A 21249-nucleotide genomic window follows, 5' to 3' on the forward strand; every position below is an offset into this window, starting at 1 on the left:
CTTCGGGCGGCCCCTTATCATCCCGCGACGGACAGCTGGGGCACAACCACTGCAATGCCCACACTCACGACAAGCAGGGCATCAAATCCGCATCCGGAGCGGACATCCATGGTCGCCGTTGCGCCCACTTCCGTCAGTTGCGCGCAAGCCGTCACCGGGCCGTTACGGCCGGGCTTAGCGTCCTTCCCCAGGTGACCGGCTCCCCACCGCCGCCCGTCCAGGGCGGCAGTCGGTCATCACGCCGAGAAACCCGGCGGCGGCCCGCTCCCCCTGTGCGGGTCGTCGCCGGTCAGGTAAGGAGCCCTCTTCGTGGCAGCGCACCGCAAACCCCGACAGCGCTCGCTCACCGGCCGTGCGGCCCGTACCGCCGCCACCCTCGCCCTGGCGGGTGCCGCTTCGGTGACCGCCCTCGACGGCACGGGGCACGCGGACCCCCGGCTCAGCCCCGCCGAGGTGAAGTCCAAGGTCGACGCGCTCCACCGGGAGGCGGAGATCGCCACCGAGAAGTACAACGGGGCGAAGGAGAAGGCCGAGAAGGCCGAGGCCTCCCTGGGCGAGCTGCGCGACGAGGCGGCCCGCAAGACGGCCGAGCTCAACTCCGCCCGCGAGAGCCTCGGTTCGTACGCGGCCGCCCAGTACCGCACGGGCGGCATCGACCCCTCCGTGCAGCTCGCGCTCTCCTCCGACCCCGAACAGTTCCTGGACGGCGCCTCGTTCGCCGACCGGGCCGGCCACCGCCAGGCGGCCGCCATCAGGGGCGTACGCAAGAAGCTCCGTCAGCTCGACCAGCTGCACGCCGAGGCCGACGGTCACCTCTCCGCCCTCCGCTCGCGCCAGGCGGAATTGCGGAAACACAAGAACACGATCACCGGCAAACTCGGTGAGGCCAAGCGGCTGCTGTCCCGGCTCACCGCCGAACAGCGCACGCGGCTCGCGGACGCCGAGCAGCGCACACAGCTCGCGGGCGACGACACCGACCGGGTCACCCGTGCGCACACCCGGACCCCGCAGCCGCAACCGCACGCACCGTCCAAGGCTCCCAACGCCCGTGCCGCGGCCGCCGTCTCCTACGCCTACAAGGCCATCGGCAGCCCCTACGTGTGGGGCGCGACGGGCCCGAACGCCTTCGACTGCTCGGGGCTCGCCCAGGCCGCCTACCGGGCGGCGGGCGTCTCGCTGCCCCGCACCACCTACGCCCAGATCGCCGCCGGGGAGCGCGTCGCACGCTCCGCGCTCCGCCCTGGTGACCTGGTGTTCTTCTACTCGGGCATCAGCCACGTCGGCATCTACGTGGGCAACGGCCAGATGATCCACGCCCCGAACCCGAGCGCCCCGGTGCGGCTCGCGCCGATCGACCAGATGCCGTTCGCGGGCGCCACCCGGGTGGTGTGAACCGGCCCCACGGCCCCCAGTACTGTCGGGTCCATGCCCAGCCGTACGTTGCCGCCGCCTCCCCCTCCCGCGCATCTGCGCACCTGGCCGGACCGTCGGACGCTGCTCACCGACCGGGGCATGGCCCTCCACGAACTCCGCCGGCGCCACCTCGGAGTGCACCGGCTCCTGTTCCTGTGGCTGTGCGGTCTCGGTGCCGTCGTCGGCTGGGCGCTGCTGATGCAGCCGATCAAACTCATCGAGGAGCAGGACGCCACGGGGCTCATCCTCGGTCCGGTCCTCGCGGTCCTCGGCCTCGCGGCGCTGGCGCCCTCGGTGGTCGGCGTCGTCCTCAGCCTCCGCCGCGACCGGCGCATACGAGAACTCACCGACGCCTGGCTCGCCCTGGACCGGGACCCGGCGTCCGACGCCCGCCTGCGCTCCCCCGGCCTCAGCCTCTTGTGGCTCCTGTCCTCCCTCGCCGTGTGCGCGCTCGGCCTGTGGGCGTCCTTCGCCTCGGCCGCGTACGCCGAACCCGGCCGGGAGACGTACGCCGACGTCGCCCTCGGCATGGGCACGGGCCTCCTCCTGTGGCTGACGGGCCTACTGGGCGCCGCCAAGGCCCTCACCCACTACCGCTGGGCCCTACGAGCACTGACGCCACTCCCGGCCCCCGGCGGCACCCGGCGCGCGGGCAGCACCTGACGCCAGGGGCAGCACCCGGCGCTCGGCGCCAAGCCCATCTGGCCGCGCGCCCCGTGCTCCGCACCCCACACGGTCACCCCCCGTGCCAGCCGGCCGCCACGCGATCGGCTCCGCAGCGGCCCCTCCGCGCCTCAGACCAGCCGCCGCGCCGTCGCCCACCTCGTCAGTTCATGGCGGTTGGAGAGCTGTAGCTTCCTCAGGACCGCCGACACATGCGACTCGACCGTCTTCACGGAGATGTAGAGCTGCTTGGCGATCTCCTTGTACGCGTACCCCCGCGCGATCAGCCTCAGAACCTCCCTCTCCCGCTGCGTCAACCGGTCCAGGTCCTCGTCGATCGGGGGCGCGTCCGTGGAGGCGAACGCGTCGAGGACGAAACCGGCCAGGCGTGGCGAGAACACCGCGTCGCCGTCCTGCACCCGGAAGATGGAGTCCACCAGGTCCGTACCGGTGATGGTCTTGGTGACATAGCCACGGGCGCCGCCCCGGATGACGCCGATGACATCCTCGGCGGCATCGGAGACCGACAGCGCCAGGAAACGCACCGGACTCTCCGCGTCGGCCATCAACGGTGAGCAGCGGCGCAGCACTTCCACACCCCCGCCACCTGGAAGGTGCACGTCCAGCAGGACGACCTCGGGTCGTGCGGCCCTGATGACCGTCACCGCCTGGTCGACGTCGGCCGCCTCGCCGACCACTTCGACGCCGGTGATGTCGGTCCGGCCGATCTCCGCCCGCACCCCGGTGCGGAACATCCGGTGGTCGTCGACCAGGACGACCCGCACACGACGCCCACCCGCACCGCCCTCGTCCGAACCGGTCGGCTCCGCGGGTTCGCCCGCCTCGGTCGCGTCGCTCATGTCGTCGCCGTCCTCTCCATCTCCAGCTCGACTTCCGTGCCGCCGCCCGGCACCGCGCGCAACCGCGCCGTGCCGCCATTGCGCTGCATGCGGCCGATGATCGATTCTCGTACGCCCATGCGGTCGTCGGGAACGGAATCCAGGTCGAAGCCGGGTCCACGGTCCCGGACGGACACGAACACCGTCTTCCCCTCTACTTCGGCGAAGACCTGCACCGCACCGCCCTCGCCACCGTACTTGGCGGCGTTCACCATGGCCTCCCTCGCGGCCTGCATCTGGGCGGTCAGCCGCTCGTCGAGCGGGCAGTCCCCGACCACGACGACCTCTATGGGCACCCCGTGCTTGTCCTCGATCTCCGCCGCACTGCGGCGGACCGCCTCGGCGAGGCTGTCGGGCTCCTCGTCCTCGTCCTTGCCCGTCCCCTCTGGGTTGTAGAGCCAGGCCCGCAGGTCGCGCTCCTGCGCGCGGGCGAGGCGGCGCACCTCGCCGGCGCTCTCCGCGTTGCGCTGGATCAGGGTCAGGGTGTGCAGCACGGAGTCGTGCACATGAGCGGCGACCTCGGCTCTCTCCTGGGCGCGGATGCGCATCAGCCGCTCCTCGGAGAGATCCTGCATCATGCGGACGAGGTAGGGGCCGGCGAGAAGGGCGACGCCGACGAGCACGGCCAGCGCGGCCTGCAGCACGGCCCCCAGGTGTGCGGCGGACCCCTGGAGCACGAAGATGCCGGTGACCCCGGCGCCGACCAGGAGCACTCCGGCCGCCGACCGGGCGAGCGTGATGGTGCGCCGGCGGCGGCCGACGGCCATCCAGCGGGCCCGGCGGGCATTGTCGGCCTGGCGCCAGACCAGGGCGACACCGGCGGCGACGAGCAGGGTCGGCACGACATACGCCTTGGTCGAGCCGTCCAGGTCCACATTGCCGACGAAGACCATGCAGACGACGACCATCGCGAGGAGCGCGACTATCTGGCCCTTGTCCGGCTTGCGGGCCACGAGTCTGCGGCGGCCGTCCGGCGATGTCTCGGTCGTGACGGCCGCGGGTGGCCGCTCGGCGTCCACACCGCCGATGCCCAGCGGGACGAAGAACCAGAACGCCGCGTACAGCAGAGCGCCGAGGCCGTCCGCCGTGAACAGACCGACGAAGACGAGCCGGACCCAGACCACGGGCAGTCCGAGATGCCCCGCGAGGCCGCGTGCGACACCGCCGAGCCAGCGCCCGTCACCGCTGCGGTACAGCTTGCGCAGCGGTCGGGCGTCGTCGATGGGCGGTGCGGCGGCTTCCGGCATGCCTCGATGTTCACACGCGGGCGCGCACACGGGCATCAGGGTCGGTCCCCGAGACTTCCCTGATCTCGGCCCCCGCCCCGTCCCTGTCAGGGGTGTGGCCCGAGTCGTCTCAGGGGCGATATCAGGGTCGGGCCAGGGTCGTCCCGACTGCCGCGGCGGGCTCGCGGCAGTCACCATGGACACATGACAGATCAGCAGCCCGCCGAGACGGAGACCGAGGCCGCCCTCCACGCCGCCGTGCGCGACGCGTACGGCGAGCCGGGTGGTCCCGCGGGCAGTCGCGAGGAAGCGGGCCGGCCCGCGGAGGTGCTGAAGTTCCGCCGCGACCGCCGGCACAAGAAGCTCGGCGGAGTGTGCGCCGGTCTCGGGCGGCACTGTGACATGGACCCGGTGATCTTCCGCATCGGTCTCATGGTCCTGTCGATCACGAGCGGCCTCGGCCTGGTGTTCTACGGCTTCGCCTGGCTCTTCGTGCCGTATGAGGACGAGGAGGAGAACGAGGCGCGCAGGCTGCTCTCCGGCCGGGTGGACGGCCAGGCGCTGACGGCCGTGCTCTTCGCGCTCGTCGGCTGCGGAGTCTTCCTCACACTGTTGAACAACGGCGGCGCCCTCACCTTCGCCGCTGTCCTCACCCTTCTCCTCGCGGGCGCGGGGTACTGGTCTCAGCAGCGCGGGGCCCTCGACCCCGCCCCGGTCACCGCGCACGCCGCGGCTGACGCGCCGCCGGAGGCCAAGGCGCCGCCCGTCGCCGGCGGGCCTTCCTGGTGGCGGGATCCCATGGCCAAGGACGGGGCGCACGAGCGCTCCCCCTCCTACTTCTGGGGCCCCGCCAGTCTCGACATCGCCTATCAGCCGACGGGCGGCCACCAAGGCGTGCCGCGCGCCAAGGCAGCGGCCGCCCCGCCGCCCGCGCCGCCCCGACCGCGCGGCCCGCGCGGGATCGGCGGCCGGGTCTTCCTGCTCGCCCTGCTCGCCGGCGGCCTCGGCACCGGCCTGACCTGGGAGAACCACCCGCTCGGCACGACGTTGCAGACCGGTCTGGCATGCGCGCTCGGTGTCTTCGGCCTCGGCATCGCGGTCAGCGCCTTCCTGGGACGGACCGGGGCGGGTTCGATCGTGCTCGCGGTACTCACGGCCGGCCTCCTGGCGGGCGCGGCGGCCCTGCCGGAGAACATCACCACCAATTACGCCCGCGCGGACTGGATACCCGGATCGGCAGCGGACGTCCGCCCCCGCTACGAGGTGGGCCTTGGCACCGGCAGGCTCGACCTGAGCCGGATCGACGTCGGCAAGGGACGGACGCTGGAGACCAGCGCCGAGGTCGGCATGGGCGACCTCCGGGTGATCGTGCCGAAGGACGCCACCGTGCGGCTGCACGCCGAAGTGGGCCTCGGCGCCCTCGGATTGCCGAACGACAAGGACAAGGACCTGGACGTCGCTCCGGACCGCGAGAAAGACGTGACGCTGAAACCGCCCTCGGGCAGTAAGGACGGCGGCACGATCGATCTGCGGCTCGAAGTGGGCGTCGGACAAGCGAAGGTGACCCGTGCTGCGTCATGAATTCCACCCCGGAAAGCTGGTGGCGGGCCTCTCCCTGCTGACCGTCGCCGTCATCTACGCGGGCGACGTGGGCGGTGCCTGGCAAGCGCCGTGGTTCGTCGCCGCCCCGCTCGTGATGGCCGGCCTGCTGCTCGCGGGCGTGACGGCGGCGATCCACGGCATAAGACCGCGCGGCGCCGCCCAAGCGCACGGCCACTCCAGAGACGGGGAGCGGCAGGGCTGAGGGCCAGGGCCGAGAGGCAGGCGACAGGGCCGACAAGGGGCCGGCGGCGCGAGGTTCGTGGCCAGGGGGCAAGGGGGTCAGGGTCGGCGCCTCGGCCAGGGACACGTCCGGGGATAGGCCGGTGGTGTCACCTTCCAGGGCGTGCGTGGCGGGTCGGGGCGGGACATCGTTCGGCTTGGTACGACGTGCACAGCCACCAGGTACGGCACGCGTCGTCGGAGGGGATCGACGGCACGGCTGTCGGGTGGCCGGGACGGTCAGTTCCGTGGCAGCGGCCCGTGCCCGCCTGGTCCGCCGCCGACCAGGACGCGACCTGCGAGTGCGCTGAGCGCTGTGTGGGCCTGCGACCCCGGTTCCGCCACGTAGGTGACCAGGGTCTGGTCCGGCTCGTCGGGCAGGCGGAGTGTCTCGCGGAGCAGGGGCAGCTCGCCGGTGGCGGGGTGGCGTATGCGCTGGGGGCCGTGGGAGTTCTCCCGTACATGGTGTTCGGCCCACAGGCGGTTGAAGCCGTCGCTGCGGACGGAGAGTTCGCCCAGGAGGCCGCACAGCCGGTCGTCGCAGGGATAGCGGCCCAGGTCCATGCGCAGGGCGGCCACCGTGTCGCGAGCCGTCTGCTCCCAGTCGGGGTACCGCTCTCGGGCATCCGGGTCGAGGAAGTGCAGCCAGGCCACATTGCGCCGCTCGGCGGGCAGGGCGTCGAAGTCGCCGAACAGCAACCGGGCCAGACGGTTGGAGGCCAGGATGTCGAGGCGCCGGCCGAGGACGTAGGCGGGCACCTCGTCGAGCGCCCCCAGCAGCACCTGGATGCCGGCGCGGACCGGCTGCGGGGCGAGGTTCTGTGCGGGCGCGTCGCGCAGGGCACGTGTCAGGTGGCCCAGGTGCGCGCGCTCGGCGGCATCGAGCCGCAACACCCTGGCGACCGCGTCGAGGACGCTGTCGGAGACGTTCTGGGACCGGCCCTGCTCCAGCCGTACGTAGTAGTCGACGCTGACGCCCGCCAACTGCGCCAGCTCTTCCCGGCGCAGACCGGGCACGCGCCGCCGACCGCCGAACGGGCGTACGCCGACGTCCTCCGGGCGCAGGCGGGCGCGCCGGGACCGGAGGAACGTGGCGAGTTCGGTGCGGAAGTCCATGGCTCAAGTGTCGGCCAAGGACTCGAGTGTCGACCAAAGAGGCGAGTGTCGGCCAAGCCTGGTTCTGCCAGACCCAGGGTCGAGCAGAGCCCTGGGCAGGCGTGCGCGCTCCGAGCAGAGTCGAGATCGCCAACCGGCACCGCCCCCATAGACAGACGCACGCGCGTACGCGCACCCGCACGCACAACCGGAGAGCACCATGACCACGACGAGCACGACCACGACCACGACGGCGCCGCAGACCACCTCGTCCGCCCGCCCCCTTGCGGGCAGGGTGGCGGTCGTGACCGGAGCGTCCAGTGGCATCGGCGAGGCCACCGCGGATCTGCTGGCCGCGCAGGGAGCCCATGTCGCCCTGCTGGCCCGGCGCGGTGATCGCCTGGCCGAGCACGTGGCGCGCATCGAAGCGGCCGGCGGTACCGCGCTCGCCGTCCCGGCGGACGTGACCGAGCCCGCCTCGATCGCGGACGCCGCCACCCGCGTACGGGAACGCTTCGGCCGTGTCGACCTCGTCGTCAACAACGCGGGCCTCGCCCTGCCCGACCTTCTCGGCCAGGCCGCCGGTACCAACTGGCGGCGCATGATCGAGGTGAACGTCACCGGTGCCTGGGCCGTCGTGGACGCCTTCGTGCCGGACCTGCTCGCCGCGGCGGCCGACCGGGGCCACGCGGACCTGGTGACCATCTCGTCCGTGGCCGCGCAGACCGTCCTGCCCGGCTTCGGCGGCTACGCCGCGAGCAAGGCCGCCCTCAGTCACCTCTCCCGCAACCTTCGCGCTCAACTCGCTCCCGGCGACGTGCGGGTGACCAACATCGAGCCCGGCGCCGTCGACACCGAGCTGCGCGACCACATCGGCGACCCCGCCATCAGTGCCGCCGTCCAGGAAGCCATGGACTCCCTCGAGAAGATACCCAGCGGGGCCGAGGTCGCCGAAGTGATCGCCTTCGCCGTCAGCCGCCCTCGCCACGTCAATCTGGCGCAGATCTCCGTCCTGCCGTCACGCGAGGTCTGACTGCCTCACCCCGGTCAGGGGGCGTCCCGGGAGTCTCGGCGGCGGGCGGTGCGCATGGCGTCGAGGGAGAAGACCGGGGCGCCGGCGAGCACCAGGGGCAGCCACGCCATCAGGTACGCCAGGTCGTTGCCGTAGTAGTAGGGCTCGGTGGACCAGCTGACGGTCAGCCAGAGGCTGAGCGAGATCAGCGCGCCGCCGAGCGCGGCGACCCGGGTGAACAGCCCGGCCAGGGTGCCGATGCCGACGGCCAGTTCTCCGAGGGCGAGGGCGTAGCCGAAGCCGACCGGGCTCTTGAGGGAGAGGTCGACCAGGGCGGGGATCGCGGAGATGTCGCGGATGTCCCGCATCATCGCCCCGATCGAGCCCACGCCGTCCGCCCGCATGAAGGAGCTGTCCGTGAGCTTGTCCAGACCGGCGTAGAGGAAGGTGATGCCGAGGAAGATCCGCAGGGGGAGCAGGGCGTATCGGGTGGCGGGCTCCCGCCAGTCGTCCCGCCCGGTGTGACCGGTGTGCGGTCCGTCCGCATGCCGTGAGCCATGGCTGTTCCCCGCCTCTCCCATCGACCCCGTCACTCGACCAGGCACCGGTCCAGCCGCCTGACCAGTCGCCCGACCAACCGCCTGACCAGACACCCGGCCCGCCTGACCAGCCGCCTGACCCGTCACCTGACCGTACGTACGAGAAGAGGCGACTGTTCACGGAGCGCTGCGGAATTCAGTGGCATCGGCCAAGAGGCCCGGGGAGGCTTTGATGTGTCAGCCGAGACGGTTCGTCGGGTCACCTAGGACCATGGCGGGCGCCGGTTCAGTCCGTGACGTCGATCGTGACGCGGTTGGTCTCCAGGCCGGCGGCAGTGATCACTTGGACGTCGACCCGGCCGGGCTCCACGTCGACCGGGACGGGCACGGTGAGCGTCGTGTCGGCCGGATTGCTGAAGCCGCCCGGCACGGGCACGAGCGGCACGTGGACGTGCACGGTTCCGATGCGCACGACCATGCGGGCGAGCCGGTCGGCGCCACCCGCGCCGGGCGGGACGAAGCCCGCGCCGCGGATCTCGATGTCGTCGCCCGTGCGGATCGGCGCGTCCAGGTCGCCGACCTCCCGCGCGCGGACGACGGAGAGGATCACAGGGCGGCCGCCTTCGGAGTACTTCCCCGCGAGGTAGGTCGCGGCCGACACCAGGACCAGAACGGCCAGGCCCCACGGCAGATCGGGCAGCTGCTCGGGCCGCCGTGCGAGGCGGACGGCGGCGAAGGTCACGGCGACGGCGGTGACCAGGACGTACTGGGTGTCGGTGAAGCTGCCGCGGCCCGCGTCGTCGGTGAGCGCGTCGGCGGCCCGCGGCCGGACGGCGGGCACCTTCTGCAACCGCTGGCCCAGGACCCGCAGGCCGACGACTCTGCGCACGAGGACGGCGACCGCGCACACCACGGCGAGGACCGTCACCACACCGGCGGCGCGGCCGAGTTCGAGGCCGGCGATCAGTTCGTCCCGCTGCCCGTGCCGCGAGGTCACGGCCAGCCGGCCCGCGAGGACCAGCACCGAGAAGACGACGAGAAGCACCCAGCAGGCGGCCACGACCCGCGAGGTGGAGAGCCGGTTGTCCTCGCCGATGAGGGGCGCGAGGACGCCGCCGCGCTCCCGGTGGAGATACGCCGCGCCGGTCAGCAGGCCGCCCAGGACCAGGGCGGCGAGGAGGCCGGCCGTGCGGGCGGCCGTCCAGCCGCCGCCGATCGCCGTGAGCGCCTGGGCCAGGAGCAGGACGCCGCAGGCGCCCCAGACGACGCCCAGGGTGCGCGTCCACAGGCGTCGCCGCCAGGCCTCCCCCTCGGACCTCCCGCGCTCGGCGACGTCCCGCGCGGACTGGGCCAGCTCGTCCGACACCCACTGTCGCGAGGCGCCCGCCGAGTGCGCGACGGCTGCGGGCAGGCCCTGTCCGGCCGCCAGTTCGTCGCGCCGGGCCAGGAACGCGGCCACGGCGCGCCGGTGTCCTTCACGCGCTCCGTGCGGGCAGCCGCCGCACGTGCATCCGCCCCCGTGCGCGCCCTCTCTCGCCACCTGCACCGCCACCGCGTACGCCGCCTTCCCCACCCTCGAAGCCCCTGCGGGCCTGCCATGAACTTCCGTGCAGCGAAAGGGAATTGTGCCGCACTCGAGGGCGAACAGGCCCCGCGGGTCAGGTCAGCGGGGGTGAACGGGACAGTGGCGCGTTGACGAGCGGGGCGCGGGCGCCGACCGACACCCCGACACCGCAGGTCAGCAGGTCAGCAGGTCCGATGCCGTCACAAGACGGCGGCACGCGCGGCACCTCCGACCGAGCGGCAAAAGGCGACAGAAGGTGTCTGGTATGTGGTGCAGACTTGGCGCATGTCGTTCAACTGGGAAGCCTTCGTCGCGGCGGAACCCGACTTCGCCGCCACCGTCGAGAAGCGCTTCGGCGCTTTCACTCACCACATCCTCGCCACTCTCCGCAAGGACGGTTCACCGCGCACCACCGGGCTTGAAGTGCGTTTCCTGCACGGGGAGCTGTGGTTGGGGATGATGCCGGGCTCCCTCAAGGCGCTCGACCTGCGCCGCGATCCGCGCTTCGCGCTCCAGGCCAACCCCGGCCCGGGCACGGAGATGGCGGGGGGCGACGTGCGGATCGCGGGGCGGGCCGTGGAGGTGCGGGACGCGGCCACCGTCGCGCGCTACGCGGACGCGGTGAACCCGCCGGACCCGGACGCGTTCCACCTCTTCCGCGCCGAGCTGACGGAGGTGGTCCGCACCTACGTCGAGGACGAGCGGTATCTGGCGGTGCAGATGTGGAAGCCGGGTGCCCCGGTGCGTACGACCCGGCGGACATGAGAACGCCGGTGGCGCCCCTTCATGTCCGTGAAGGGGCGCCACCGGCGCTCAGCACACCTTGGGCCCGACCTTGGGCTGGGCCCTGGCGGTCAGGTCACTCCCACTCGATGGTCCCCGGCGGCTTCGACGTCACGTCGAGCACCACGCGGTTCACATCGGCGACCTCGTTGGTGATGCGCGTCGAGATCTTCGCCAGGACGTCGTACGGCATGCGGGTCCAGTCGGCCGTCATGGCGTCCTCGGAGGAGACGGGCCGCAGCACGATCGGGTGGCCGTAGGTGCGGCCGTCGCCCTGGACGCCGACGCTGCGGACGTCCGCGAGCAGCACGACGGGGCACTGCCAGATGTCGCGGTCGAGGCCGGCCGCCGTCAGTTCCTCACGGGCGATGGCGTCGGCCTCGCGCAGCAGGTCGAGGCGGTCCTTGGTGACCTCGCCGACGATGCGGATGCCGAGGCCGGGGCCCGGGAACGGCTGGCGCTGGACGATCTCGTCCGGCAGGCCGAGCTCGGCTCCGACCATCCGGACCTCGTCCTTGAACAGCTTGCGCAGCGGCTCGATGAGCTTGAACTCGAGGTCCTCGGGGAGGCCGCCCACGTTGTGATGGGACTTGATGTTCGCGGTGCCGGTGCCGCCGCCGGACTCGACGACGTCGGGGTAGAGCGTGCCCTGCACCAGGAACTCGACCGGCTGGTCGTTCGGGGCCTCGGCCACGATCTCCGCCTGGGCCTGCTCGAAGACCCGGATGAACTCGCGGCCGATGATCTTCCGCTTCTCCTCGGGGTCCGAGACCCCGGCGAGCGCGTTCAGGAACCGCTCCTGGGCGTCGACGACCTTCAGCTGGACGCCGGTCGCGGCGACGAAGTCCTTCTCGACCTGCTCCGTCTCACCCTTGCGCATCAGGCCGTGGTCGACGTACACGCAGGTCAGCTGCGAGCCGATGGCCTTCTGCACGAGAGCGGCGGCGACGGCGGAGTCCACGCCGCCCGACAGACCGCAGATGGCGCGCCGGGTGCCGACCTGCTCGCGGATCGCGGCGACCTGCTCGTCGATGACGTTGCCGGTCGTCCAGTCCGGCTTGAGGCCGGCGCCGCGGTAGAGGAAGTGCTCCAGGACCTGCTGGCCGTGCGTGGAGTGCATCACCTCGGGGTGGTACTGCACGCCGTACAGCTTCTTCTCGTCGTCCTCGAAGGCGGCGACCGGTACGACGTCCGTGGACGCGGTGACGGTGAAGCCCTCGGGCGCCGCGCTGCACGCGTCGCCGTGCGACATCCACACCGACTGCTCGGTGGGGGTGCCCTCGAAGAGGGTGGAGCCGGCCTTGGAGACGGCCAGCGGCGTACGTCCGTACTCGCGGGCACCGGTGTTGTCGACGGTGCCGCCGAGAGTCGTCGCCATCAGCTGGAAGCCGTAGCACATGCCGAAGACGGGGACGCCGGCCTCGAAGAGGCTGCGGTCGACGGTGGGCGCGTGGTCCGCGTACACCGAGGAGGGGCCACCGGAGAGGATGATCGCCGCGGGCTTCTTGGCGAGCATGTCCGCGACGGGCATCGTGCTCGGCACGATCTCGCTGTAGACCCGGGCCTCACGGACGCGACGGGCGATGAGCTGGGCGTACTGCGCTCCGAAATCGACGACCAGAACGGTGTCGGGAGCGGCGGCAGCGTGGGGCGCTGATGGCACGGCGGCGGCCTTCCGGCGTTGAGCGATGAGCGAGAGGCTCAGTGCGTGTGCAGGGGGTCTGTTTTGTCGATTCTACCGGGCTCGGCGGGACCCTCCTTCGTCACATCCGACGGACGTGACGACGCCGCCCGCGACGGGCCCTCCCACGGCCCCGCCCGTCCACCGGGCCGAGGCACCTCGCAAGCAGCAGGGCGGGACCGGGCGTGTGTCTCAATATCCGGGCCGCCCGCCCGCCCCGATTGACCCGGCGGGGCCGCGTGGGGGCATACTGAGGCCGTGACCAAGCACCTCGCCTTCCTCTTTACCTATGGCAACCGGCCCGCCGGCTGCCATGGTCGAGCTGCTTGATCCACTGACAAGCGACTTCCCAGGCGCCCCGGGCCGACAAGGCCCGGGGCGCTCTGTCATTCCGTGGCCTTGTGGCTCCGGGGCATCCGTACCTTCCGCACCCGAGCACCACAGGAATCCAGGAGCCCCTCATGACCGCCACCGCCACCGCTGCCGCCGCCGCCACTGCTGCCGCCGCCGTCGCCACCCCCGCCCGTGCCACCGGCGAGGAGACCGGCGCACGCACGCCCGAGGCCGCCGGCCTGATCGAGAACGCGCGTGAGCGGATCGACGCGCTCGACGCCCACATCATCGGTCTCGTCCAGGAGCGGATGGCCGTCTCGGCCGTGATCCAGGAAGCCCGCATCGCCTCGGGCGGGCGCCGCGTGAACCTCTCCCGCGAGATGGAGGTCCTCGGCCACTACAGGGACGCGCTCGGCAGGCCCGGCACGGCGCTCGCGATGACGCTCCTGGAGCTGTGCCGGGGCCGCGTCTGAGCCGCCCCGGGCCCGGGAACCCTGCCGGTCAGGGATCGGATGGACCTGAGTTCGGATCCGTTCTCACCCGTACGGCGCGTGACCCGTGGACGGCGGGCTTCGTTGGTCCCGATGTCCGCGTCAGCCAGGTGCGGGCCCGCAAGAACCACGCGTGGCTGCGCTGGAGCGATGAGGCGTACGGATGATGTCGTGCGCCGTGGGACCTCGCTCCGGCGATGTGACCGGACGGCAGGGGACAGCAGCCCGGTCACCCAAGAGAACGGTCGGCTCCGGGGACGCCCGGGGCCGACCGGCCTCCGTCCCGACCTCCGAGCCCCTCGCCCCCCTCCCCCCTCCCCCGCTACTTGTGCGGCTTCTCCAGCTTCTTCTCCAGCTTGGCGACCTGCGCGTCGACGACCTTGGCCGGCACGCCGAACTCCTCCGGCTTGAGCAGGTTGATCGAGTAGAACGCCGCGAGCGTCGAGCCGCTGCGCACGACCGTGAAGCTCATCGGCGTCTTCTGGCCCTCGATGAGACCCACGACCTTGTACGAGACGGCCTCGTCGCCCTTCTTCGGGGCGTCCAGAGCCGCGACCTCGCGGTACTTGGAACCGGCGTGCTCGTACGCCTCGCACCTCTGCGTGGCCGTGCGCAGGCCGGTCATGACCTTCTCGGCGTCGGCCCGCTCGTGGGCGAGGAGGGCGAGCGTGATGACCGTGGCGTCGAGTTCGTCGGGGCCCGTCATGCTCCGGCCGGTACGCGCCTTCGACGCCGGGTCGGTGGCGAACATGAACATGTCCGCGAGCGGCTGGCACTCGGCCCGGTCGGCGGGCACGGTCTGCGCGGGCATGTCGGCGGGGGACAACTTCTTGACCTGGTAGCCCTTGAGATCGCCCTTGGCGAGCACCGCCTTCTCCAGGTCGGCGGAGGACAGCGCGGTCGACTTCCCGCCGCCCTCGGCAGCCGATCCCGAGTCCGACTCCGCCGGGCCCTTCGCGTCCTCGGGGTCCTTCGAACCCTCGGGATCCTTCGCGTTCCCGGTACTCTGCGCCGACTTGGCCGGCTCCGACGGCTTCTCGGGGTCGTCGTCGCTGCCGCACGCCGCGGTCAGCCCCAGCGCGACCGTGACGGATGCCGCCACGAGGGCCCGGGACACAGTTGACTTCACGTTTCCTGCCTTCAGTTCGCACGGCGAGGGCGACAGGCCCCCACCGAGACGAAATGAAAGCGGCAAACTCGCCGCCTTCGCCAGCGATTCGCATAACGATCAGAAACCGTCGAGAAGGCAGAGAGGTCGAGAAGGCCGCGAAGGTCGAGAAGGCCGTACGCGACGCGCGGGAAGGCGCGGGGCGTCAGAGCTTGCGGAGCTGCGCGTCCACGAGCACGGGCGCCACCTTCGGATCGTCGTCCGCCTTGGGCGTCCCGATGCCCTTCATGCCCTCCCGTTCGGCTTCCCGGTCGTCCTGGACGCCTTGGGGGTCGTACATGTTCGACGCGTCGAAGACGATGAGCGTGCCGCCCTCGCGCACGACCGTGAGCTGTTCCCGCGCCATGTACTCGCTCTTGCGGTGGGCGAGTTCGTACGAGATGGCCGCGTCGCCCTTGTCCGGCGCGGGCAGGGACTGCACGCCGACGTAGCGGTGGTCGCCGACCCGGAAGGCGGCGCACTTCTTCGACTTCAGCGCCGCGCCCAGGCCGGCCATGACCCGCTCGGCCCCGGTGCCGGCACCGTCGTAGGCGTAGAGGTCGACGTTCGTCGTCGTCAGGTCCTTGCCGCCGGAGGGCGTCAGCACGCGGCTGACCCGCTGCTCCGGTTCCGGCTTCAGCTTCGGCACGGCACCGGGGCCGACGCCGGGGCCCGTGCCGAGCAGCGCGGCGAGCGGGGCGCACACGGTCGGGGACGCCGTCCCGGCGGCCGACGCCGCGGAGTCGGGGGCGTCAAGGTCCTTCGGGTCCTCGGCCCGGTAGCCCTTGACGTCACCCGTGGTGAGCGCCGCCTTCTCCAGCCGGGCGGCCCCGCCGGAACCGCCCTTCGCGGAGCCCGCGCCCGACTTGGCCGGTTTCTTGCCGTCGTCGCCGCTTCCGCCACACGCCGCGGTCGCGCCGAGGGCCGCCACGATCGACACGGCCACCACGGCCCGCGACACCGCCGACTTCACGTTCCCTGCCCCCACTGTTCCCCGCTCCCCGTTCCCGCTCGCCTGTACGTCCCGTGGTGCGGAGTCACTCGCACCACTGCTACGACGGAAGAAGATCGCTCCCGGTTCCACGGCAGTGACCTCGGGGTTCTCTCAGAAACCACCCCCGGAGGCGCTCAGCCCCACAGGTAGAAGCGGAACGGACTGAGCACCGCGATCGCCAGCGCCATGCAGCCGACCACGATCACCACGCTCCAGGCCCGGCGACGGCGCTCGGAGCGTGCGTCACGGTGCGGGCCCAAGGGCGCCGCGCGCCAGTCGTCCGGCCGCCATCGCACCGACTCGGCATCGCGCCGCGCGCGCCTGCGGCGCAACCGCCCCGCCCGCCGCACCTGTTCGCGCGCCGCCTCCTCGTCGAGGCGCCGCAGCCTCTCGGCCACCATGCGGGCCCGCGCGGACGGCTCCTTCGGCGCGGACGAGCGGATGTCCCGCTCGCTGTCCTTCTCGAACTTCTCCCACACCTCATCGGGTATGGCCAACGCTCTCCCCTCCCGTGATCCCCGCGATCCCCCGAGCGCGCCTTGCGCCCCCTGCCGTATCGGCTCCACCGGCCTGCGGGCGGGGGCAGTTCTACGGCACCCCGTCACGACGGCACAAGCGATGTGACCCACACCACACGAGGAATCCGGTGGAGCGAGGACAACCATTCACCGGGATCACAGGTCATGCATGCAGTAACACAGGTCACGCATGCGGTAACAACCGTCACACAAGCCGAGCTTGGGGTTCTTCATGAAGCTTCGCCGTGCCATGGCAGCAGCGGCCGCTACGGCTGCCCTGGCGCCGCTGTCGCTCCTCGCGGCCCCGAGCGCGTCCGCGGCCGGGGACACCGCTCCGTCGGCCGCGTCGACCAGCGGTCCGGCCACGCCGGCGGTGACCCCCGAGCCCACCGACGCGGCCACCGAGACGTCCGAGCCCGCCCCGAGGGCCCCGCGGACCCCGGCCGACCCGACGTACAAGCCGGGCCGCACCCCCGCCGTCCCGAAGCCCCCGTCCGAGAAGTCCCCGAAGCCGAAGGAGCCGAGGGAGCCCGAGGCGCCGGCCGGTGACGCGGCGGACGCCGAGGACGCCGCCCGGGACGCCGACGTCCTGGACGGGGACCACGGGAAGAAGCCGGCCGACTGCCCGGTCGACGAGGACGGCGTGGACCGCGACTCCGAGCTGGAGCTGAAGCTCTCCGGTGTGCCCGGCAAGATCACCGCGGGCAGCGGATGGCACCCGTTCGAGCTGAGCGTCACGAACCCCACGGACGAGCCGCTCGGCGAGGTCAAGTGGATCACGTCCGTGGACAACGAGACGGACGGCCACTCCGACAAGGACTGGCTGAGCGAGTACACCGACCTCCAGTTCTTCGACGCCGAGACCAAGACCTGGGACTCGATCGACGGCGAGAAGAACGGCGGCCTCGCCTTCGACGTGGTCGAACTGGGCGCCGAGGAGACGGTCGACATCAAGCTGCGCGTCGACATCAGCGCCAAGGCCCCGGCCGGCAAGGCCTACACGATCGGTGTCGGCGAGTACGTCGACGCCGAACTCGACTGCACCCACACCTCGTTCTCGGAAGAGCCGCTGACGATCGGCAGGCCGGGCGGCGACCAGGGCAACAGGCCGGGCACCCCGGGGCCGAGCCTGACGCCGACCGTGACCCCGACCGTGAAGCCCACCTCCAGCACGGAGCGGCCGCAGGGTGCCGCGACCGACGCTCCGGTGGGCGGCAGCCTCGCCGAGACCGGTTCCAGCTCGGCGCTGCCGACCATCGCCCTCGTCGGGGGCGCGGCCGTGGTCGTCGGCGCGGGCGCGGTCCTCGTCGTACGCCGCCGGAAGTCCGACACCGCCGCGTGAGCCGTGGCGGCCGACACCGCCGCACGCGGCACAGCGGCACCTGATCACGCGGAAGGACCTGCGCTCGGAGGGGGGCGCAGGTCCTTACGTGTATCGCTCACCGCCGGCATCGAGGCGGGGCCGCCGCGTCCCGGCGGGACGGTCACTTCCTCGGCGGCACCGCCGGCATCCCCAGGAACGGCAGCCGCAGCGCGCCGAAGGCGTCCGCCGGGACCGCCGGGGTCCTCGGCTCCACCGGCGCGATCCGCACGTACGGCCGGCCCTGCGCCGGACGCGGGTCCGCGTCGCCCTTGTTGGGCCAGAACGACATGGCCCGCTCGGCCTGCGCGGTGATCGTCAGGGACGGGTTCACGCCGAGGTTCGCGGAGATCGCGGCGCCGTCGACCACCGAGATGCCCGGATGGCCGTAGAGCCGGTGGTAGGGGTCGATGACGCCGGTGTCGCGTGAGTCGCCGATGGGGCAGCCGCCGAGGAAGTGGGCGGTCAGCGGGGTGCCCATGAGCTCACCGATGTTCGAACCCGCGAAGCCGTTGATCTCCTTGGACAGGAGGGTCGCGGCGCGCGTCGCCTCGGGTATCTGGTCGGGGTTGGGGGCGCCGTGGCCCTGCCGCGCGGTGAGCAGGCCCTTGCCGAGGCCCTTCTCCTTGCGGTAGGTGGTCAGGGAGTTGTCGAGCGACTGCATGACCAGCCCGATGATGGTCCGCTCCGACCAGCGCCGGTTGGAGAGCGAGCGGACCAGGAGCGAGGGATGGCGGGCGACGTTGCCGAGCCAGCCGGCGACCCGCGCCCTGCCGCCCCGTGCGCTGTACGGGACCTGGAGCACCGTCAGGGTGCCCATGGCGTTGGACTTCCTGCCGTAGCGGACGGGCTCGATGTGCGTGTTCGCGTTCGGGTGGATGGACGAGGTGATCGCGACGCCCCGGGTGAAGTCCGCCTTCGGCGCGCCGTGCCGCTTGCGGTAGCGGCGGTCGGTGGTCTGGGCGCCCACCAGGGCCTCGGAGTTGGTGCGGGTCAGCGTGCCGAGGCGCGGCGAGAGGTGCGGGAGCAGGCGGTTGTCCCGCATGCGGTGGAGCAGGGTCTGCGTGCCGTACGTACCGGCCGCGATGACGACCTTGCGGGCCTTGAACACCCGCCCCTTGCCCTTGCGCCGGTCGTCCGTGGGCAGGGTGGCGACGGCGAAGCCGCCCCGCGAGTCCTCGGTGACGGCGACGACCGACGTCATGGGGTGGATGACCGCCCCGGCCTTCTCCGCCAGGTGGAGGTAGTTCTCGTTGAGGGTGTTCTTCGCGCCGTGCCGGCAGCCGGTCATGCACTCGCCGCACTCGACGCAGGCCCGCCGGGAGGGGCCGGCGCCGCCGAAGTAGGGGTCGGGGACCTCCGCGCCGGGCCGCGCCGTCGACGTGCCGTCCGCGTCGTCCTCGTCGCCGAAGAAGACCCCGACGGGCGCCATGTGGAAGCTGTCCCCGACGCCCATCTCCTCGGCGGTGGCCTTCAGATGGACGTCCGAGGGCGTCGTCGTCGGGTTGAGCCGTACGCCGAGCATGCGCTTGGCCTGCTCGTAGTAGGGGCTCAGTTCGTCCTGCCAGTCCGTGATGTCCTTCCACTGCGGGTCCTCGAAGAACGGCGCGGGCGGTACGTAGAGCGTGTTCGCGTAGTTCAGTGAGCCGCCGCCGACCCCGGCTCCGGCCAGGACCATCACGTTGCCGAGCAGATGGATGCGCTGGATGCCGAACAGGCCGAGGGCCGGGGCCCAGAGGTAGTTCTTCAGGTCCCAGGAGTTCTTGGGCAGCGTCGCCCGCGTGAAGCGGCGGCCGGCTTCGAGCACGCCGACGCGGTAGCCCTTCTCCGTCAGCCGCAGCGCGGACACCGCGCCGCCGAAGCCGCTGCCCACGACGATGACGTCGTAGTCATAGTCGTAGTCACTGTGCTGGTCGCGGTCCGGGTCGTACGAAGTGCCGTCGCCCGCCCGGGTTTTGGCAGAGCTCTCCTGTGGCATTGACTCTCCTCGTTCAGAACTGGGCGCGGAACTAGCGCAGGCGGAGCGCCTTCATGACCTTCAGGCTCGTGCTCATGAACGCCGCGTACTTCTCGTCGTCCATGCCGAAGGACGGCGCCAGCGGAATGAGCCGCTGCTGGGCGACGGTCTGCGCCTCGGTGAACTTGAGGATGCCCTCGGAGCCGTGCCGGCGGCCCAGACCGGAGTCCTTCATGCCGCCCATCGGGGACTGGACGCTGCCGTAGGCGGGCGCGTAGCCCTCGTTGACGTTGACGGTGCCGGTGCGCAGACGGGCGGCGATCTCGCGGCCCCGGCGGCCGTCCTTCGTCCAGACCGAGGAGTTCAGGCCGTACGGCGTGGCGTTGGCCAGCTCGATCGCCTCGTTCTCGTCCGTGAAGCGGTAGATCGAGACGACCGGGCCGAAGGTCTCCTCGGTGCAGACCGCCATCGGGGCCTCGACGTTGTCCAGGATGGTCGGCTCGTAGAAGTAGGGGCCGATGTCGGGGCGCGCGACACCGCCCGCGACCAGCGTGGCGCCCTTGGCGACGGCCTCCTCGACGTGCCGGGTCACCGTCTGCAGCTGCCGCTCACCGACGAGCGAGCCCATGTCGGCGCCGTACGCGAGGGACGTGCCGAGCCGCATCGCCCGCGTCCGCTCGGCGAAGCGCTCCACGAAGCGGTCGGCGATCGACTCATGGACGTACAGCCGCTCGATGGAGATGCACAGCTGGCCCGCGGAGGAGAAGCAGGCGCGCACCGCGCCGGCGGCGGCCTTGTCGACGTCGGCGTCGTGCAGGACCAGCATCGCGTTCTTGCCGCCGAGTTCCAGCGAGACGCCGACGAGGCGGGCGGCGGCGCCCCGCGCGACCTCGCGGCCGGTGCGCGTGGAGCCGGTGAAGGAGACGTAATCGGCGTGCCTGACGATCTCGGGGCCGACGACCGGGCCCTCGCCGAGGACGACCTGGAAGACCTCCGACGGCAGCCCCGCCTCGATGATCAGGTCACGGGCCCACAGGGCGGTGAGGCAGGTCTCCGTGTCGGGCTTCATCACGAGCGCGTTGCCCGCGACGAGGGCGGGCAGCGCGTCGCCGATGGACAGCTCGAAGGGGTAGTTCCAGGGGGCGATCTGCCCGACGACACCGCGCGGCTGGCGGTTCTCGGTGACCTTGGTGAGGGTCGGGACGACGCCGGTGTGCCGCTTGGGGCTCAGGTACGCGGGGGCCTTGCGACCGTAGTGCCGGGCGGCGACCACGACGGCCTGGATCTCCTCGTGGGCGTGCAGGCGGGCCTTGCCGGTCTCCAGCTGGATGAGGTCGAGCACCTCGGCCTGGCGCTGGAGCACCAGGTCGTGGAAGCGCAGCAGGACGGCGGCGCGCTGCTTGACCGGGGTCCGGGCCCAGGCGATCTGGGCGGTGCGGGCCCGCTGGAAGGCGGTGGTCACGTCCTCCGAGGTGGACTCGGGCAGGTCGGCCAGCTTCTCGCCGGTGAGCGGCGTGTGGTTGGCCGTGCGCCCACTGCCGATGACGTCGCGTGTGAGCTGGGCCAACAGCTCCGGCGTGACCACGTCGGCGGCGGTGCGGGCGCCTGCCGGGGCCGGGGCGGTCGGGTTGGTTCCGAGGGGCGCTGCGGTGGCCTGCGAGTCCGTCATGTCCGTGAGCGTAGGCCCACGTCAGGGATTTGGGTACCCATCGGTAACGGGCTTCACGGGTCACTCACACGGCGCCAGTGATTG

General features: G+C 72.0%; 19 protein-coding genes. 8 read left to right on the forward strand and 11 right to left on the reverse strand.

Going from position 1 to position 21249, the window contains the following annotated elements:
* The first annotated feature begins 309 nt into the window (after nucleotides 1-309).
* Both ACZ516_RS26750 and ACZ516_RS26755 read left to right on the forward strand, forming a co-directional pair.
* Nucleotides 310-1392 carry a C40 family peptidase gene (locus tag ACZ516_RS26750; RefSeq protein WP_469011951.1) on the forward strand — a complete coding sequence of 361 codons (1083 nt, stop codon included), beginning with the start codon at nucleotides 310-312 and terminating at the stop codon, nucleotides 1390-1392.
* A 33-nt stretch (nucleotides 1393-1425) separates the two neighbouring features.
* Nucleotides 1426-2076, forward strand: coding sequence for a hypothetical protein (locus tag ACZ516_RS26755; RefSeq protein ID WP_469011953.1), 651 nt, complete (start codon nucleotides 1426-1428; stop codon nucleotides 2074-2076).
* 131 nt (nucleotides 2077-2207) lie between these two features.
* Here the strand turns inward: ACZ516_RS26755 and ACZ516_RS26760 are convergent, their stop codons facing one another.
* Both ACZ516_RS26760 and ACZ516_RS26765 read right to left on the reverse strand, forming a co-directional pair.
* Nucleotides 2208-2936, reverse strand: coding sequence for a response regulator transcription factor (locus tag ACZ516_RS26760; protein ID WP_358588112.1), 729 nt, complete (start codon nucleotides 2934-2936; stop codon nucleotides 2208-2210).
* Nucleotides 2933-4222, reverse strand: coding sequence for a PspC domain-containing protein (locus ACZ516_RS26765; RefSeq protein ID WP_469011955.1), 1290 nt, complete (start codon nucleotides 4220-4222; stop codon nucleotides 2933-2935). Before ACZ516_RS26765 ends, ACZ516_RS26760 begins: the two co-directional genes overlap by 4 nt.
* A gap of 183 nt (nucleotides 4223-4405) precedes the next feature.
* On the opposite strand from ACZ516_RS26765, the gene ACZ516_RS26770 reads away from it, so the two are divergent.
* Both ACZ516_RS26770 and ACZ516_RS26775 read left to right on the forward strand, forming a co-directional pair.
* The gene (locus ACZ516_RS26770) at nucleotides 4406-5782 is read left to right on the forward strand and encodes a PspC domain-containing protein (RefSeq protein ID WP_469011957.1); all 1377 of its coding nucleotides are present in this window, start codon (nucleotides 4406-4408) and stop codon (nucleotides 5780-5782) included.
* Entirely contained in the window at nucleotides 5769-6005 is a 237-nt protein-coding gene (locus ACZ516_RS26775) for a hypothetical protein (protein ID WP_469011959.1), read from the forward strand. The genes ACZ516_RS26770 and ACZ516_RS26775 overlap by 14 nt, the downstream gene beginning before the upstream one ends.
* A gap of 257 nt (nucleotides 6006-6262) precedes the next feature.
* Here ACZ516_RS26775 and ACZ516_RS26780 read toward each other — a convergent pair whose 3' ends face one another.
* Entirely contained in the window at nucleotides 6263-7138 is an 876-nt protein-coding gene (locus tag ACZ516_RS26780) for a helix-turn-helix domain-containing protein (protein ID WP_469011960.1), read from the reverse strand.
* A 199-nt stretch (nucleotides 7139-7337) separates the two neighbouring features.
* On the opposite strand from ACZ516_RS26780, the gene ACZ516_RS26785 reads away from it, so the two are divergent.
* Nucleotides 7338-8150, forward strand: a complete 813-nt coding sequence (locus ACZ516_RS26785; RefSeq protein WP_361088424.1) for an SDR family oxidoreductase — start codon at nucleotides 7338-7340, stop codon at nucleotides 8148-8150.
* 14 nt (nucleotides 8151-8164) lie between these two features.
* On the opposite strand, the gene ACZ516_RS26790 is transcribed toward ACZ516_RS26785, so the two are convergent.
* Both ACZ516_RS26790 and ACZ516_RS26795 read right to left on the reverse strand, forming a co-directional pair.
* Complete coding sequence (locus ACZ516_RS26790) at nucleotides 8165-8710, reverse strand: DoxX family protein (RefSeq protein ID WP_469011962.1); 546 nt, start codon at nucleotides 8708-8710, stop codon at nucleotides 8165-8167.
* A 244-nt stretch (nucleotides 8711-8954) separates the two neighbouring features.
* Nucleotides 8955-10220 carry a hypothetical protein gene (locus tag ACZ516_RS26795; RefSeq protein WP_361088444.1) on the reverse strand — a complete coding sequence of 422 codons (1266 nt, stop codon included), beginning with the start codon at nucleotides 10218-10220 and terminating at the stop codon, nucleotides 8955-8957.
* A gap of 297 nt (nucleotides 10221-10517) precedes the next feature.
* On the opposite strand from ACZ516_RS26795, the gene ACZ516_RS26800 reads away from it, so the two are divergent.
* A complete protein-coding gene (locus ACZ516_RS26800) occupies nucleotides 10518-10997 on the forward strand; it encodes a pyridoxamine 5'-phosphate oxidase family protein (RefSeq protein WP_469011963.1) in 480 nt (159 codons plus the stop codon).
* Between the two features lie 94 nt (nucleotides 10998-11091).
* Here ACZ516_RS26800 and guaA read toward each other — a convergent pair whose 3' ends face one another.
* Complete coding sequence (gene guaA / locus ACZ516_RS26805) at nucleotides 11092-12678, reverse strand: glutamine-hydrolyzing GMP synthase (protein WP_358696880.1); 1587 nt, start codon at nucleotides 12676-12678, stop codon at nucleotides 11092-11094.
* A gap of 479 nt (nucleotides 12679-13157) precedes the next feature.
* On the opposite strand from guaA, the gene ACZ516_RS26810 reads away from it, so the two are divergent.
* A complete protein-coding gene (locus tag ACZ516_RS26810; RefSeq protein WP_361088411.1) occupies nucleotides 13158-13502 on the forward strand; it encodes a chorismate mutase in 345 nt (114 codons plus the stop codon).
* A 340-nt stretch (nucleotides 13503-13842) separates the two neighbouring features.
* On the opposite strand, the gene ACZ516_RS26815 is transcribed toward ACZ516_RS26810, so the two are convergent.
* The 3 genes from ACZ516_RS26815 to ACZ516_RS26825 all read right to left on the reverse strand — a co-directional run bounded on the left by ACZ516_RS26815 (nucleotide 13843) and on the right by ACZ516_RS26825 (nucleotide 16158).
* The gene (locus tag ACZ516_RS26815) at nucleotides 13843-14649 is read right to left on the reverse strand and encodes a hypothetical protein (RefSeq protein WP_469011966.1); all 807 of its coding nucleotides are present in this window, start codon (nucleotides 14647-14649) and stop codon (nucleotides 13843-13845) included.
* Between the two features lie 184 nt (nucleotides 14650-14833).
* Nucleotides 14834-15655 (reverse strand): hypothetical protein, encoded by an 822-nt coding sequence (locus tag ACZ516_RS26820; RefSeq protein ID WP_469011968.1) that lies wholly within the window; start codon nucleotides 15653-15655, stop codon nucleotides 14834-14836.
* 140 nt (nucleotides 15656-15795) lie between these two features.
* Nucleotides 15796-16158 (reverse strand): hypothetical protein, encoded by a 363-nt coding sequence (locus ACZ516_RS26825; protein ID WP_358911390.1) that lies wholly within the window; start codon nucleotides 16156-16158, stop codon nucleotides 15796-15798.
* A gap of 271 nt (nucleotides 16159-16429) precedes the next feature.
* On the opposite strand from ACZ516_RS26825, the gene ACZ516_RS26830 reads away from it, so the two are divergent.
* Nucleotides 16430-17521, forward strand: a complete 1092-nt coding sequence (locus ACZ516_RS26830; protein ID WP_469011970.1) for an LAETG motif-containing sortase-dependent surface protein — start codon at nucleotides 16430-16432, stop codon at nucleotides 17519-17521.
* Between the two features lie 142 nt (nucleotides 17522-17663).
* Here the strand turns inward: ACZ516_RS26830 and ACZ516_RS26835 are convergent, their stop codons facing one another.
* Complete coding sequence (locus ACZ516_RS26835; protein WP_469011971.1) at nucleotides 17664-19517, reverse strand: GMC oxidoreductase; 1854 nt, start codon at nucleotides 19515-19517, stop codon at nucleotides 17664-17666.
* A gap of 31 nt (nucleotides 19518-19548) precedes the next feature.
* A complete protein-coding gene (locus tag ACZ516_RS26840) occupies nucleotides 19549-21165 on the reverse strand; it encodes a succinic semialdehyde dehydrogenase (RefSeq protein ID WP_469011973.1) in 1617 nt (538 codons plus the stop codon).
* Between the last annotated feature and the right edge of the window lie 84 nt (nucleotides 21166-21249).

The organism is Streptomyces sp. NPDC034037 (assembly GCF_055575715.1).